This is a genomic window from Clostridium budayi (genome assembly GCF_055396605.1).
The window spans coordinates 1,297,510-1,312,580 of record NZ_AP042456.1; the positions used below are offsets into that span (position 1 = coordinate 1,297,510).

The 15,071-nt window shown below is 27.5% G+C and carries 15 protein-coding genes and 1 riboswitch; of the genes, 12 read left to right on the forward strand and 3 right to left on the reverse strand.

The features are described 5' to 3' along the window. Positions 1-82: 82 nt before the first annotated feature. Positions 83-250, forward strand: coding sequence for a small, acid-soluble spore protein, alpha/beta type (locus tag ACZ5TJ_RS06035; RefSeq protein ID WP_070099162.1), 168 nt, complete (start codon positions 83-85; stop codon positions 248-250). 36 nt (positions 251-286) lie between these two features. Beyond that, positions 287-386: riboswitch (purine riboswitch) on the forward strand. 71 nt (positions 387-457) lie between these two features. Next, positions 458-1,450, forward strand: coding sequence for an adenosine deaminase (gene add / locus ACZ5TJ_RS06040; protein ID WP_464201985.1), 993 nt, complete (start codon positions 458-460; stop codon positions 1,448-1,450). A gap of 283 nt (positions 1,451-1,733) precedes the next feature. Here add and ACZ5TJ_RS06045 read toward each other — a convergent pair whose 3' ends face one another. After that, the gene (locus ACZ5TJ_RS06045; protein WP_464201987.1) at positions 1,734-3,086 is read right to left on the reverse strand and encodes an MATE family efflux transporter; all 1,353 of its coding nucleotides are present in this window, start codon (positions 3,084-3,086) and stop codon (positions 1,734-1,736) included. 108 nt (positions 3,087-3,194) lie between these two features. Here ACZ5TJ_RS06045 and ACZ5TJ_RS06050 point away from each other — a divergent pair, with 108 nt between their 5' ends. Further along, a complete protein-coding gene (locus ACZ5TJ_RS06050; RefSeq protein WP_464201989.1) occupies positions 3,195-4,004 on the forward strand; it encodes a MerR family transcriptional regulator in 810 nt (269 codons plus the stop codon). Positions 4,005-4,029: 25 nt separating this feature from the next. On the opposite strand, the gene ACZ5TJ_RS06055 is transcribed toward ACZ5TJ_RS06050, so the two are convergent. Next, entirely contained in the window at positions 4,030-4,767 is a 738-nt protein-coding gene (locus ACZ5TJ_RS06055) for an amino acid ABC transporter ATP-binding protein (RefSeq protein WP_464201991.1), read from the reverse strand. 11 nt (positions 4,768-4,778) lie between these two features. Beyond that, a complete protein-coding gene (locus ACZ5TJ_RS06060) occupies positions 4,779-6,287 on the reverse strand; it encodes an ABC transporter permease subunit (RefSeq protein ID WP_464201993.1) in 1,509 nt (502 codons plus the stop codon). Positions 6,288-6,523: 236 nt separating this feature from the next. Between ACZ5TJ_RS06060 and ACZ5TJ_RS06065 the strand changes: the two genes are divergently transcribed. From ACZ5TJ_RS06065 to secF, 9 genes are all read left to right on the forward strand, one after another. After that, complete coding sequence (locus tag ACZ5TJ_RS06065) at positions 6,524-7,528, forward strand: tyrosine-protein phosphatase (RefSeq protein WP_464201995.1); 1,005 nt, start codon at positions 6,524-6,526, stop codon at positions 7,526-7,528. Positions 7,529-7,636: 108 nt separating this feature from the next. Then, positions 7,637-8,221, forward strand: coding sequence for a hypothetical protein (locus ACZ5TJ_RS06070; protein WP_464201996.1), 585 nt, complete (start codon positions 7,637-7,639; stop codon positions 8,219-8,221). A gap of 207 nt (positions 8,222-8,428) precedes the next feature. Continuing rightward, complete coding sequence (gene ruvA, locus ACZ5TJ_RS06075; protein ID WP_464201997.1) at positions 8,429-9,037, forward strand: Holliday junction branch migration protein RuvA; 609 nt, start codon at positions 8,429-8,431, stop codon at positions 9,035-9,037. Positions 9,038-9,048: 11 nt separating this feature from the next. Continuing rightward, a complete protein-coding gene (ruvB, locus tag ACZ5TJ_RS06080; RefSeq protein WP_039316428.1) occupies positions 9,049-10,083 on the forward strand; it encodes a Holliday junction branch migration DNA helicase RuvB in 1,035 nt (344 codons plus the stop codon). Between the two features lie 12 nt (positions 10,084-10,095). Beyond that, entirely contained in the window at positions 10,096-11,121 is a 1,026-nt protein-coding gene (gene queA / locus ACZ5TJ_RS06085; RefSeq protein WP_045726173.1) for a tRNA preQ1(34) S-adenosylmethionine ribosyltransferase-isomerase QueA, read from the forward strand. A gap of 29 nt (positions 11,122-11,150) precedes the next feature. Then, a complete protein-coding gene (gene tgt / locus ACZ5TJ_RS06090) occupies positions 11,151-12,284 on the forward strand; it encodes a tRNA guanosine(34) transglycosylase Tgt (RefSeq protein WP_464201999.1) in 1,134 nt (377 codons plus the stop codon). Positions 12,285-12,413: 129 nt separating this feature from the next. Then, entirely contained in the window at positions 12,414-12,692 is a 279-nt protein-coding gene (gene yajC / locus ACZ5TJ_RS06095) for a preprotein translocase subunit YajC (RefSeq protein ID WP_464202000.1), read from the forward strand. Between the two features lie 249 nt (positions 12,693-12,941). After that, positions 12,942-14,192 (forward strand): protein translocase subunit SecD, encoded by a 1,251-nt coding sequence (gene secD / locus ACZ5TJ_RS06100; RefSeq protein ID WP_464202002.1) that lies wholly within the window; start codon positions 12,942-12,944, stop codon positions 14,190-14,192. Positions 14,193-14,196: 4 nt separating this feature from the next. Beyond that, entirely contained in the window at positions 14,197-15,066 is an 870-nt protein-coding gene (gene secF / locus ACZ5TJ_RS06105; protein ID WP_464202003.1) for a protein translocase subunit SecF, read from the forward strand. Positions 15,067-15,071 lie beyond the last annotated feature (5 nt).

Below are 15,071 nucleotides of genomic sequence, written 5' to 3' on the forward strand. Positions count from 1 at the left end.
ACAATAAATTTACAAGGATATATAATCTCCTTCTATTAAATAATATTACTGATAGCTTATTTAATAGAAAGGAGAACTGATTATGTCACATAAAAATAATAAAAATAGTAAAGCCAATAAAAAAGTAAGTCAAAAGACTAAAAAAGAAGTGCAAAAGATGAAAGTAGAAACAGCTAATGAAATTGGTTACTCAAAAGAATCAAGAAAACTTGGAAAAGATAAAGAAAGAAAAGTACCATATAAAAAATAAATTTCCTATTGATTTATTTAAATTTTATGATAGAATAAAATAAATTTAAAAAAAGTTCGTATAATCCTTAAAATACGGTTAAGGAGTTTCTACCAAGAACCAATAATTCTTGATTACGAAGGATATGTTTAAAATAGTAATTTTTAAACAAGTTCTTCGTAGTCAGGAATTTTTTTTATTTTAAATTAATAAGATAGGAGAGATATTATGAAGTTTAAAAATGCACCAAAGATCGAATTACATTGTCACTTAGATGGTTCTTTAAGAGTTGATACTGTTGTAGACTTAATAAAAAAAGAAAATTTAGAATTAAAGAATTTAGGTTATGATGAAATTAAATCAGAGTTAATTGTTCCTGATGATTGTAAGTCATTAAATGATTATTTAAAAAGATTTGATATACCTAATATGCTTATGCAAAGTAAAGAAAACTTAAAAAGAATTGCATATGAATTAATAGAGGATGCTAGCCTTGAAAATGTTAAATATATTGAAGTTAGATTTGCACCACTTTTACATAAAAATGATGGATTATCTGTAGAGGAGATAATAGAAAGTGTTCTAGAAGGTTTAAGAGAAGGGGAAAGAGACTTCAACGTTAAGAGTAATTTAATATTAAGTTTATTAAGACATATGGATGTTGAATCTGCTTATGAAGTTATAGAAGGTGGGAAAAAATTCATAGGACAAGGTGTTGTTGCATTAGATTTAGCAGGCGGAGAAGAAAAAGGATTTGTGCATAAGTTTGTAGAGGCTTTTAAATTAGCTAGGGAGTACGGATATAAAGTTACAATACATGCAGGAGAAACTGGATTTGCAGAAAATGTTAGCGATGCAATTAATTTATTAAAAGCCGAAAGAATAGGACACGGTGTAGCTATATTAAAGGATAAAGATGTTTATAATTTAGTTAAAGATAATAATATAGTATTAGAGATGTGCCCAAAGAGTAATGTTCAAACAAAAGCAGTTCAAGAATACAGTAAACATCCAATTAAGAAATTCTTAGATGACGGATTATGTGTTAATTTAAGTACAGATAATAGAACAGTATCTAATGTAACTTTAACAGAAGAATGTAATACTATAGATTCAATTCATTCTCTAACTGAAAGTGATGTTAAAAAGCTTTATATAAATAGTATAAAAGGTGCTTTTTGCACTAATGAAACTAAAGAGTGGTTAATGGCACAAATATAAATATAATATAAAAAAATTAAATATAAAAATTACTTCAAAACCATATTGAAAAATATATAATATATGGTAAAATTATATAGAATGTAATATATTTTACATTTCAAACTATGGGTGAGAGGGGATTTTTATATGAAAAGCAAATTAGAATTAGAGGTAAGAAGAGATTCCTTAATGAACAAAGGAACTCATAATGCAGCTTTAGTTGCAAAAATAATAAGAAAACTTAGAAGAATTGAAAATTAAACATAAAATAAAACACTCCAAGGAATTGGAGTGTTTTATTTTATATATTAGGATTACTTTCTAATAAATTATTATCTTCTATATCAAGATTTGATTTTAAATAGAATGTTATAGATAAAAATACTGTTAAAAGTTCAGCTACAGGAATAGCAAGCCATATACCATTAACATCTATAAATCTTGGAAGAATTAATATAGCTAAAGTTACAAAAACTAATGAACGGCTAATAGAAATTATTGCTGATACTTGTCCGTTACCTATTGATGTAAAATATCCTGACATAAATACATTAATACCAATCATCAAGAACCCAAATGAGAATAATTTAATACCAGAAGTTGCAATTTCATAAACAGCTATATCTGAAGTAAAGAATGATATTATATACTTTCCAAAGAATATTGATATTAAAAAGATTAATAATGATGATATTCCTATAGATACAAAGCTATGATTTAAACTTTCTTTAATTTTTTCTTTGTTTTTAGCTCCGTAATTATAACTTATTACAGGGGATATACCCACAGTTATACCAAAGTAAACAGCTATAAAGAAGTAATACATATAAGTTATTATAGACATTGCAGCAACTCCATTTTCACCATAATACTTAAGAATACTTATATTAAATAAAAATGTTGTTATTCCAGTTGAAAATTCAGTGAACATTTCAGAACTACCATTATAACAAGAATTCCATAAATCTTTAAAATAAAGTTTTGGTTTACTAAATTCTAAGTTAGAATTTTTACTTAAAAAGTATAAAAGTCCTATTATAGCTGAAACTGTAATTGAGAAAAATGTTCCAAGTGCAGCACCTAAAATTCCAATTTTAAATATTACAATAAATAAATAATCTAAAATTACATTTAAAATTAAACCAACTGAAGACATTATTAGAGATATTTTAGGGTTACCATCTACACGTGCATAGTATTCAAAATATAACTTGAACATCATAGGTAAAGTCATAAGTATTGTTACAAAACCATAAATAGAAGCATAAGGCATTATAGATTCTGTTGTTCCTAAAAAGACTAGTAATGGTTTTAAAAAAATAAGTCCAATTAAGGTTAATATTATTGATATTATAAGAAGAACTAATGTTATAAATGTAAATAGTTTATTAGCACCAACTTTATCTTTTTCACCAAGTTTTATTCCAACTAAAGCACCTGAACCTGTAGCTAACATTACAGATATACCAAAAACTACACAAGTTACTGGTATTACAATATTTATTGATGCTAGAGCGTCTGAATTTACAAATCTAGATACGAAAAATCCATCAATTGTTGTATAGAATGATAAAAAGATCATAGATACAATTGAGGGGAGTACATATTTTATAAATTCGAAGTAAGTTTGTTTTTTACTGAAGTTTTCTTTCATGTTTTTATCCTCCGATTATATTATTGACAATAAGTATTCTAAAGGATATAGTTACTATATAGTCAAGCATATTTTGTAAATAAATTTAATTTTTTCAAGGTGATATAAATGGATGTCAAATTTACAGTAGGAGAACTTGCAAAATTACACAATTTATCAAAACAAACTCTGATTTTTTATGATAAAATTGGCTTATTCAAGCCTAAAATAATAGATTCTAAAAATAATTATAGATACTATACTTCAGAGCAATTAGAAGTCTTAGATAGTATTTTAATATTAAAGGAAATAGGAATTCCTCTAAAAGAAATTAAAACCTTTTTAGAAGATAGAAATATAGATTCTACTTTAGAATTAATGAAAAATCAGAAGAAAGAATTAAAAAAACAAGAACTTCAATTAAAATTAATAATAAAAAGATTAACGAATAAAATTGAAACATTAGAAAATATAAAAAACTATGAAAATAGTGTTTATTTTAAAGAAACTAAAGAAGAATACTTAGTTGCAGAAAAGGTAGAGAAGCCTTACGATTTATTAGCTACAAATATTTCAATTAAAAAGCTATTAAAAAATGTTATGAATGAAAATTATTCATATGATTATCAAGTAGGAGTTATGATAGCTAAAAAAGATTTAAAAAATAAAGATTATACAAAAGCATCATATACTTTTTTCCCTCTTAATAATAAGGTAGATGATAAATGCGTTATAGTAAAGCCTAAAGGATTATATGCAGTGACATATCATAAAGGAAAGTATGAAGATGTAGGAAAGACTTATGAAAAATTATTATCTGAAATTTATAAAAGAGGTTATGATATAGGTGAATATTCTTATGAATACTGTGTTTTAGATAGTTTAACTAGTTTAACTCCAGATGATTATGTAACTGAAATTGGTATAATGGTTAAATAAAAAGAACCTATTATTAGGTTCTTTTTTATTTAACAATAAATCTATTTAAGAATTGTTTAGTTCTATCATGTTTAGGATTATTAAAGATTTCATCTGGAGTGCCTTCTTCAACGACTAATCCATCTGCCATAAATATTATTCTATCTCCAACATCTTTTGCAAAAGACATTTCATGAGTTACTATAATCATAGTTCTATTTTCTTTTGCTAAATCTTTAATTACAGATAATACTTCTGAAACAAGTTCTGGATCTAAAGCAGAAGTAGGTTCATCAAATAAAATAACATTAGGGTTTATGGCCATAGCGCGTGCTATGCTAACTCTTTGCATTTGACCACCTGATAAAGTTCTAGGATATGCATCCTTTTTATCAAGCATACCAACTTTTTTTAGTGCATCTAAAGCAATTTTATTAGCTTCATCTTTATTTAATTTCTTAACTACTATTAAAGCATCAGTTACATTTTGAAGTACTGTTTTATTATTAAAAAGATTATAGTGTTGAAAAACCATTGCAGATTGTTTTCTTAAGTTATGAATATCTTTCTTTGATACTTTAGGTGCTACTATTTTAGCATCTCCAATTTCAATAGTACCACCATCAGGTTTTTCTAAATAATTTAAACATCTTAAAAAAGTAGATTTACCAGATCCTGATGGTCCAAGTATAACAACAACTTCTCCAGGTTTTACATCTATACTAATATCTTTTAAAACATCTATTCCATTAAATTGTTTTTTTAAGTTACTTACCTTTATCATAAAATCACCTCTTAGTAAACTGAAAGCTTTCTTTCTAGTATCTTTTGGATGTAACTAAAGAACTCAATTACTATCCAATACATAATAGCTACAATAATATAACTTTCAAAGAATTTATAACTAGATGAAGCTGCCATTTGTGCTTTAGCAAGAAGTTCAACAACACCTAAAGTAAATGCTAAAGATGATCCTTTAACTGTATCTACAAATATATTTCCAAGTGGTGGAACTGCAATTTTAAAAGCCTGTGGAAGAATTATTCTTCTAAGACCTTCTCCCTTTGTCATGCCAAGAGAAAGGCAAGCTTCCATTTGTCCTCTATCTATTGCATCTATTGAAGATCTTAAAATCTCAGCAATATAAGCTGATGCATTAAGACCAAGTCCAATAAGTGCAGCCATATAAGCACTCATATTTTGAAGTGCTGGTATTACTTGTGGAATACCAAAATATAATAAAAATAATTGTACAAGTAGAGGTGTTCCTCTAAAGAATGATATATATATTTCTGCAATTTGTTTTAAAACAGGAAGTTTATATACTCTTATAATTGCAAGTACTATACCAACAACAAGTCCTAATATCATACCAAAGATTGAAAGAGAAATAGTAACTTTCATTGCATTAAGTAGCATAGGTATTAATTTTAATGAGTACATAAAATCAAATGAAACACCACTAGTATGAGTATTATCTAAATTATTACTATTTTCCACGTTGTTTGGAGTTGTTACATTCATTCCAAGCCATTTTTCAGAGATTTCTTTTAAAGTTCCATCATTTCTCATTGCGTTTAATGCAGAATCTACTTTATCTACAAGTTCTTTTCCGTTTTTATCTTTAACAAAAGGATAAGCATTTTCTATTTTATCTATAGGTTCGCCTGCTAGTTTAAGGTTTAATCCTTTTTCTTTAATAGTAGCAATAGCAGATACTCTATCTATAACAACAGCATCTATCCTTCCAAGTAAAAGTTCATTAAATGCAGCATCTGTATTTTGATAAGTAATTACTTTTACGTTTAAGTCTTTTCCTTTTTCTTTAACTATCTTTTCATAGTTACTTCCAAGGTCTACGCCAACTTTCTTATCTTTTAAATCGTTAAAAGATTTTACTGTATCATTATCTTTTTTTACTATTATTTGAGCACCACTATAAATAGATGGTGTTGAGAAGTAGTATTTCTCTTTTCTTTCATCTGATACAGAGATTTGGTTTGCTATAGTATCAACTTTACCGCTTTCAAGCATTCCAAATAATCCGCTGAAAGAAGCAGGTTTAAATTTAACGTTATAGCCAATTCTTTTGCCTATTTCGTTCCAAGTGTCAATTTCGAATCCTTCTAATTTCCCATTTTCTAAAAATGTAAATGGATAATAAGTTCCAGATGTACCAACAGTTATAGTTTTGTTGTTATTAGATGAATCTACTACAGGATTGTTGTTTTTAGATGAACATCCAATAAAAGATAAGATAATTATAATGAGTGATAAAATTACGAGTGATATCTTTCTTTTCATTTGTTTTCGACTCCTTACAAGATTTTGTATTTTTAATTATATATAATTCCTATCTGAATTGTCAACTTTAAAGTTTGTACAAGATATATGAAAATATACTTAAAATAAGTAAATAATATAAGTTATTTTTATATGTAAAAGAAATATAACAATTATACTTAAATATTAAAATCTATATTTAGAGGATTAATGTATAATGGTATATATATTGTTGTTTATAAAGGGAGGATTAATGTATGGAAAGATTAGATGGAACTTTAGAAAAGTTAGAGAATAACCAAAGTATAATAATTAAATTAAATAGAATTTGTAAAGATGGAAAGCTATATTATAAAGATACAATAAAGGGCGAAAATATATTTTTAATGGATATAAAAAATACAGATACGATTGAATTTAATGATCCAAAACCTAATAATAGAACTTTTTATGAAATAGAAAGTGATGGGGAAAAACTTATTTTAGCAGAAAGATTAGTACCTCTTAAAAACTTTTGTAATTTTAGAGATTTAGGTGGGTATACTACAAAAGATGGAAGAAAAGTAAAGTGGGGACTATTTTATAGATCAGAAGAATTATCTAATCTTACAGGAAAAGATTTAGAATACTTTAAAACATTAGATATAAAATACGTATTAGATTATAGATCAGACAGCGAAGAAGAAAAAGCTAAAGATGTAGAAGTAGATGGAGTAAAAAATATACACATATCAGCTATGAGTTCATTAGATAATGATAATTTAGATATGACACAGTATGTAGGAGATATGCTTTCAGGAAAAAGTTCAAGTATGACTCCTAAAGAAATACTTGAAGAAGGTTATAAAAATATGCCTATAAATAATAAAGCTTACAAAGAACTAATGAATCTTTTTAAAGATCCAAATAATACAGCAATATTACAACATTGTACAGCTGGAAAAGATAGAACAGGTATAGGGTCTGCATTAATTTTATTAGCATTAGGTGTAGATGAAGAGACAGTAATAGACGATTATTTAAAAAGTAATTACTATAGAGCTAAAAGCAATGAAAAACTTTTAGATATGTGTAAAGACCACTTAAAAGATGATAAAATGAAAAACTTAATAAAAGATATTTTAGGTGTAGATAAGGAATTTTTATTATTAAGCATTAAAACTATTAAAGATAAATATAGTTCATTTGATGAATATTTTAAATGTGAATATGGATTAGATGAAGAATTAATGAAAAAATTAAGAAATGAATATTTATACTAATTTTTATAAGCCTTGTTATTATAGCAAGGCTTATTATTTTAAAAATATATAAAAATACTGTATAAAAATATGCATACAGGAAATAATGACCAATAAGGAGTGATGAAGATGAGAGTGAATAAGAAGAAAGTTATTACTATTTCAGCTTTTTTAATTGTTGGTTTATTTTTTTCAACATATTATATAGTAAATAAAAAAATAGAACAAAGAAATTTAAAATATTTAAATACATTAGCTGAAGAAACAAATGCTCGTAAAGCTAATGAAATTTTAAAAAATGATTTAAAGGTAGCTTTTTATACAGAAAATACTAAAGATAAAGTTACAACAATTAAAGCTTTAATAGATGAGTATAAAATAGATAAAAATAATGTGACAGAAAATGAATTAGCTAAAGCAGTTTCTAAAGATGGATATAAATTATCAAGTAGATCAAGTGAAGGTATTATATTTAAAAGAGATTCTAAAGATTCATTAGAAAAAAATACTTATTATATAGGAGAAAAAGACGGATATTTAGCAATTTATAAAACAGATGATAATGGAAACCTTAATATTCACAAGGTTTATTCAGATGACATAAGCATAGACAACTTTATGGAAGTGGATGCTAACAAAATAAAAAATTATAAGTATTTTAATAGCAAAAACTTAAATGAAGTTGAAGAAAAGATAACAGAGCTAACCACTTAAAACCTCTTAATTAATATATATAATACAATTTTTAATTGTAAAAATCATTTATTTTTAAGACCTAACAAAAATTTTTGTTAGGTCTTAAACTATTTATAAAAATACTATGATTTCTTGAAAGATTTCCTTTAAAATGATAAAGTATTAAGTAGACTTGTATGGGAACATACTTTCACCTATATAAAAGTGGAGAGGGGGATTTTAGTAGTGTACGAATACATAAAAGGGAAATATGTTGGAATAGTAAAAGATTACGTAATTATCGAAAATAATGGAATAGGATATAAAATATTTTCTTCAGGAATAACAATGTCTAGTATGCCATCAATTGGTGAAGAAGTAATGCTTTATTTAGTTCAAATTGTAAGAGAAGACTTTATAGGATTATATGGATTTATTTCAAGAGAAGAACTTCAAATGTTTAATATGCTTCTTTCAATAAATGGAGTTGGAGCAAAAGCAGCACTTTCTTTACTATCTATAAGTAGAATAAATAATTTAAAATATGCAATAATGACAGGTGATGAAAAACATATATGTAGAGCACCTGGAATTGGAAAGAAAACTGCAGGAAGAATTATATTAGAACTTAAGGATAAGTTAAAACCAGATGAACTTATTAATGATGAAAATGTTGTAAGTTATGAAGAAAATAGTTTAGAAGATGATTATGCTTTAAAAGTTTCAGAAGTATTAGGTGCTCTTTTAGCCCTTGGATATAGTGAAAAAGAAGCCAATATGGCAATAAAGAATATAGATAAGAGTAATACTGTAGAAATTATGATAAAAGATTCTTTAAGAGTATTAATGGGGTAGGTGAATAAGGTATGGAAAGAATTATTACACCAGATGAACTTAATGAAGACTTTAATAATGAATTAAGTTTAAGACCTCAAAAAATTAATGAATATATAGGTCAAGATAAAGTTAAAGAAAGACTCGATATATTTATAAAAGCAGCAAAAAATAGAGGAGAAGCACTAGATCACGTACTTTTATATGGTCCACCAGGGCTTGGTAAAACAACCCTTGCAAATATAATTGCAATAGAGATGGGTGGAAACTTAAAAGTAACTTCAGGACCTGCAATAGAAAGAGCAGGAGATTTAGCTGCAATACTTACAACACTTCAAGACAATGATGTTTTATTTATTGATGAAATTCATAGATTAAACAGAAACGTAGAAGAAATTCTTTATCCAGCAATGGAGGATTATGCACTTGATATAGTAATTGGGAAAGGTGCAGCTGCAAAATCTATAAGATTAGATCTTCCTAAATTCACATTAATAGGAGCTACAACAAGAATTGGAATGTTAACATCTCCATTAAGAGATAGATTTGGTGTTCTTTGTTCAATGGAATACTATACTGAAGAGCAATTAAGAGATATAATAATTAGAAGTTCTATGGTGCTTGGATCATCAATAACAGTTGAAGGCGCAGATGAAATTGCAAGAAGATCAAGAGGAACTCCAAGAATTGCAAATAGGCTTTTAAAAAGAGTTAGAGATTATTCAGAGGTTAAATCTGATAATATTATAAGCTTTAAAGAGGCAAGAGAAGCTTTAGAGCTTTTAGAAGTAGATAATCAAGGTTTTGATAGAGTTGATAATAAAATTTTAGAAGCTATAATAGATAATTTTAAAGGTGGTCCTGTTGGAATAGAAACTTTATCCTATTTTATAGGAGAGGAACTTGGAACTATAGAAGATGTATATGAACCTTATCTTCTTCAAAGAGGATTTATAGTAAGAACACCAAGAGGAAGAGTTGCAACTGAAAAGGCCTATAAACATTTAGGAAGAAAGTTTGGAGAAAAAAGCAAACATGGAGAACAAAAAAGTTTTTTTAATGAGTAAGGAGAGAATATAATGAAAGTAAGCGATTTTGACTTTTATTTACCAGAAGAATTAATAGCACAGCATCCATTAGAAAAGAGAGATACTTCAAGATTAATGGTACTTGATAAGAAAACTGGAGAAATAGAACATAAAATATTTAAGGATATAATTGATTATTTAAATGAAGGAGATACTTTAGTTTTAAATAATACAAGAGTTATGCCAGCTAGACTTATCGGAGAAAAAGAAAATACTGGTGGAAAAATAGAATTCTTACTTCTAAAGAGATTAGAAGGAGATAAGTGGGAATGTTTAGCAAAACCAGGTAAAACAGCAAAGCCAGGAAGAAGATTTACATTTGGAGATGGAAAACTTAAGTGTGAAGTCTTAGAAGTATTAGAAACTGGTAATAGAGTTATTGAATTTGAATACGATGGAATATTTGAAGAAGTATTAGATTCATTAGGAGAAATGCCACTTCCTCCATATATTCATGAAAGATTAGAAGACAGTGAAAGATACCAAACTGTATATTCAAAAGAAAAGGGATCAGCTGCAGCACCAACTGCTGGACTTCACTTTACAGAAGAATTATTAGAACAAATAAAAGCAAAAGGTGTAAATATAGCATATGTTACTTTACATGTTGGGCTTGGAACATTTAGACCTGTAAAGGCTGAAACTATAGATGAGCATGTTATGCACTCAGAATTCTATCAAGTTTCAGAAGAAACTGCTAGAATAGTAAATGAAACAAAAGATAGAGGTGGAAAGATAATATCAGTTGGAACAACTTCAACTAGAACTCTTGAAACTATAGGCGATGAAAATGGAAGAATTAAAGAGTGTAGTGGATGGACTAATATATTTATATATCCAGGATATAAGTTTAAAGTTGTAGATAGATTAATTACAAATTTCCATCTTCCAGAATCAACTTTAATTATGTTAGTATCCACACTTGCTGGAAAAGATCATGTATTAAATGCTTATAATGAAGCAGTAAAAGAAAGATATAGATTCTTCTCATTTGGAGATGCTATGTTTATAAAATAACATTATGATAAATTAGAGGAGTGAAATTTTTGAGTAAAAGATATACGCTATTAAAAAAAGACGGGAAGGCTAGAAGAGGTAGATTTGTAACACCTCATGGAACAATAGAAACGCCTGTTTTTATGAACGTTGGAAAATTAGCTGCAATTAAAGGTGCAGTTTCAAGTATGGACTTAAAAGATATAGGATGCCAAGTTGAATTATCAAATACTTATCATCTTCACTTAAGACCATCAGATAAAGTAGTTAAAGAACTTGGTGGATTACATGAATTTATGAACTGGGATAGACCGATCCTTACTGATTCAGGTGGATTCCAAGTATTCTCATTAGCTGGAATTAGAAAGATAAAGGAAGAAGGGGTTTACTTTAACTCACATATAGATGGAAAGAAAATCTTTATGGGACCTGAAGAAAGTATGCAAATTCAAAGTAATTTAGCATCAACAATAGCAATGGCTTTTGATGAATGTATAGAAATACCATCACCAAGAGAATACGTTGAAAAGTCAGTTGAAAGAACAACTAGATGGCTTGAAAGATGTAAAAAAGAAATGGATAGATTAAATTCACTTCCAGATACAATAAATAAAGAACAAATGTTATTTGGTATAAACCAAGGAGCAACATTTAAAGATATAAGAATAGAACATGCAAAGACAATCACAAAAATGGATTTAGACGGTTACGCAATTGGAGGTCTTGCTGTTGGAGAAACTCACGAAGAAATGTATGAAGTAATAGATGCAGTTGTGCCATATCTTCCAGAAGATAAGCCAATATATTTAATGGGAGTTGGAACTCCAGCAAATATATTAGAAGCTGTAGATAGAGGTGTAGACTTCTTTGACTGTGTACTTCCTGCAAGAAACGGAAGACATGGACACGTGTTTACTAAAAACGGAAAGATAAACATAATGAACAAAAAATTTGAGCTAGATAAAAGTCCAATAGATGAAGGATGTGAATGTCCTGCATGTAAGCATTATACTAGAGCGTATATAAGACACTTATTTAAGGCTAAGGAAATGCTTGCTATGAGATTATGCGTTCTTCATAACCTTTATTTCTATAATAAACTTATGGAAGATATAAGAAACGCTATAGATGAAGGAAGATTTAAGGAATTTAAAGAACAAAAGCTTAAGGAGTGGAATATTTAAGTTTGTTTAAAATGAATTAACTACAAAGACATAAAGTTTTGTTGACAACAAATTTAAATAAATGTAAACTCAGTTTATGGATAGAATTATATTCCAAAATAATAATACAATTTGAAAGGAAGTAGAATAATGGGAGCAGCTTTATATAATATAATACCATTAGTATTAATATTCGGACTTTTCTTCTTCATGATTATTTTACCAGAAAAGAAAAGAAAGAAACAATATGGAGAAATGATGAACTCATTATCATTAAACGATGATATAATGACAAGAGGCGGAATCGTTGGAAAAATAGTTCAAATGGACGAAGAGCATATAACTATAGAAACAAGTTCAGATAGAACTAAAATAAAATTAGTTAAAAATGCTATAGCTAGTAAAATAGCTAAAGATGAAAATAAATAATATTAATAAAATCCATCAGTTAAATCTAACTGATGGATTTTAAAATTTTATAGCATAAAAATACTAGCTTTACACTTTTTTAGATAAGTTCTTAAAAAAAGGTTATAATAATAGTAGAATACTTTATAATAGCTTTCTTATATGGTATAATTAAAAACGATTTAAATAATAAAATGCCAATAAATGTAAATTAATTTATTTTTAAAGAAAGAAAAATATTTGATTAAAAACTCACAAAGGGGGATAAAGATGAAGGCAAAAGGAAAAAGTACATTTATTTTTACACTTTGCACCCTAGCTATCATAATTCTTACGTTTGTATGCTTTAGAGGAGTAACGATAGGTGGATGGGAGGTTAAATCATTTGACCAAACTATTACAAAGGGATTAGATTTGCAAGGTGGAGTTTCTGTTTTATTAGGAATTCAAGATGAGAATGTAAGTAAAGAAGACTTACAAAAAACAAAAAACTTAATTCAGCTAAGAGTTAATAAGCTTGGAGTAGCTGAAACAGTTGTAACAACAGAAGGGGATAACAGAATAAGAGTTGATATTCCAGGAGAATATAACTCACAAGGAATTGTAGATTCACTAAGTAAAACAGGTAATCTTACATTTAAATCTCCTGATGGAAAGGTTCTTTTAACAGGTAAAGATGTTAAAGAAGCCACAGCAATATTAAGTCAACAATCAAGCAAACCAGAAGTTTCATTAGAATTAAATGATGAAGGAAGTAAGAAATTTGCAGAGGCTACAGGACAATATTTAAATCAAAGAATATCAATCAATATGGACGATGAACAACTTACAAATCCATTAGTTCAAAGTCAAATTACAAATGGGAAAGCAGTAATAACAGGAATGAGCAGTATGGATGAAGCTAAAAATATAGCTGGTCTTATAAATTCAGGTGCACTTCCAGTTACAATAAAAGCGCTTTCACAACAAACAGTTGGTGCACAACTTGGTGCAACAGCTCTTCCAAATGCAGTTAAAGCAGGAGTTGTCGGAGTAGGATTAATATTCTTATTCATGATACTTTATTATAGAGTACCAGGATTTATAGCAAGTATAGCATTAACACTATACATTACACTTGTTTTATTAATATTCGTTGAAATTGGTGCTACTTTAACACTACCAGGTATAGCAGGTTTCTTACTGACAATTGGTATGGCAGTAGATGCTAACGTCTTAATTTTCGAGAGAATAAGGGAAGAATTAAGAAGAGGGGTTTCCTCAAAAGCTGCTGTAAAGAAAGGTTTTGAAAATGCACTATCATCAATAGTAGACTCAAATGTTACTACAATAATTGCTGCATTAGTATTATACTTTATGGGTTCAGGTGCAGTTAAAGGATTTGCAATAACATTATTAATAGGTATTGTTGTAAGTTTATTTACAGCATTAGTAGTTACAAAGTTCTTAATGAATCAAGCTTTAAATATGGGAATATTAAAAAAACCATCTTATTTTAGAGCAAAGGTAAAGAGGGGGTAAAGACATGCTTAGAATAGTAGAAAAATCAAAAATATGGATTTCTTTATCTCTTATATTTATAATAGTTGGATTAGGCTTTATGTTTACAAGAGGTTTAAACTTCGGAATAGACTTTAAAGGTGGTACTCAAGTAGTATTTGATTTTGGAAAGCCTTTTGATAAAGCGGCAGTAGACAAAATAGTAAAAGGTTATGCAGAAGATGCACTTACAAACACTGTAAATGAAGATCAATATGAAATTAAATCTTCAAAGTTAGATTCAAAGAAAGTTAATGAAATATTTGATAAACTTAAAAAAGATTATGGTTTAAAACAAGATGCATTAGTATCTCAAAATGATATTGGATCTTCAATCGGAAAAGAATTAACTAGAAATACTATTTTTGCTATAATAGTAGCATTTGTAGCTATGCTTATATATATAGCAATTAGATTTGAATTTAAATTTGGTGTTTCAGCTATTATTGCATTAATTCATGATATATTAGTTACATTAAGTGTTTATGCAATATTTAATATACCAGTAAATGCACCATTTATTGCTGCGATACTAACAATAATTGGATATTCAATAAATGATACTATAGTAATCTTTGATAGAATAAGAGAAAATTATAAAACTATGAGAACTGCACCTACAATAGAAGTTGCAGATAAGAGTTTAACACAAACAATGTCAAGATCTATTAACACTACACTTACAACATTAATTACTATAATAGCAGTTAATGTATTTGTACCAGCTGTTAGAGATTTTTCATTCCCACTTGTAATTGGTATAGCTACAGGAGCATATTCATCAATATTTATAGCTTCACCAACTTGGGTTTGGCTTAAAAATAAAGCCTCAAAAAAGAAGGGAATAAGAGCATAATTTAT

What these genes read in the sequence shown, in the direction of transcription:
- ACZ5TJ_RS06035 (WP_070099162.1), top strand. Translation starts at nt 83, where the DNA reads ATGTCACATAAAAATAATAAAAATAGTAAAGCCAATAAAAAAGTAAGT.
- add (WP_464201985.1), top strand. Translation starts at nt 458, where the DNA reads ATGAAGTTTAAAAATGCACCAAAGATCGAATTACATTGTCACTTAGAT.
- ACZ5TJ_RS06045 (WP_464201987.1), bottom strand. Translation starts at nt 3,086, where the DNA reads ATGAAAGAAAACTTCAGTAAAAAACAAACTTACTTCGAATTTATAAAA.
- ACZ5TJ_RS06050 (WP_464201989.1), top strand. Translation starts at nt 3,195, where the DNA reads ATGGATGTCAAATTTACAGTAGGAGAACTTGCAAAATTACACAATTTA.
- ACZ5TJ_RS06055 (WP_464201991.1), bottom strand. Translation starts at nt 4,767, where the DNA reads ATGATAAAGGTAAGTAACTTAAAAAAACAATTTAATGGAATAGATGTT.
- ACZ5TJ_RS06060 (WP_464201993.1), bottom strand. Translation starts at nt 6,287, where the DNA reads ATGAAAAGAAAGATATCACTCGTAATTTTATCACTCATTATAATTATC.
- ACZ5TJ_RS06065 (WP_464201995.1), top strand. Translation starts at nt 6,524, where the DNA reads ATGGAAAGATTAGATGGAACTTTAGAAAAGTTAGAGAATAACCAAAGT.
- ACZ5TJ_RS06070 (WP_464201996.1), top strand. Translation starts at nt 7,637, where the DNA reads ATGAGAGTGAATAAGAAGAAAGTTATTACTATTTCAGCTTTTTTAATT.
- ruvB (WP_039316428.1), top strand. Translation starts at nt 9,049, where the DNA reads ATGGAAAGAATTATTACACCAGATGAACTTAATGAAGACTTTAATAAT.
- queA (WP_045726173.1), top strand. Translation starts at nt 10,096, where the DNA reads ATGAAAGTAAGCGATTTTGACTTTTATTTACCAGAAGAATTAATAGCA.
- yajC (WP_464202000.1), top strand. Translation starts at nt 12,414, where the DNA reads ATGGGAGCAGCTTTATATAATATAATACCATTAGTATTAATATTCGGA.
- secD (WP_464202002.1), top strand. Translation starts at nt 12,942, where the DNA reads ATGAAGGCAAAAGGAAAAAGTACATTTATTTTTACACTTTGCACCCTA.
- secF (WP_464202003.1), top strand. Translation starts at nt 14,197, where the DNA reads ATGCTTAGAATAGTAGAAAAATCAAAAATATGGATTTCTTTATCTCTT.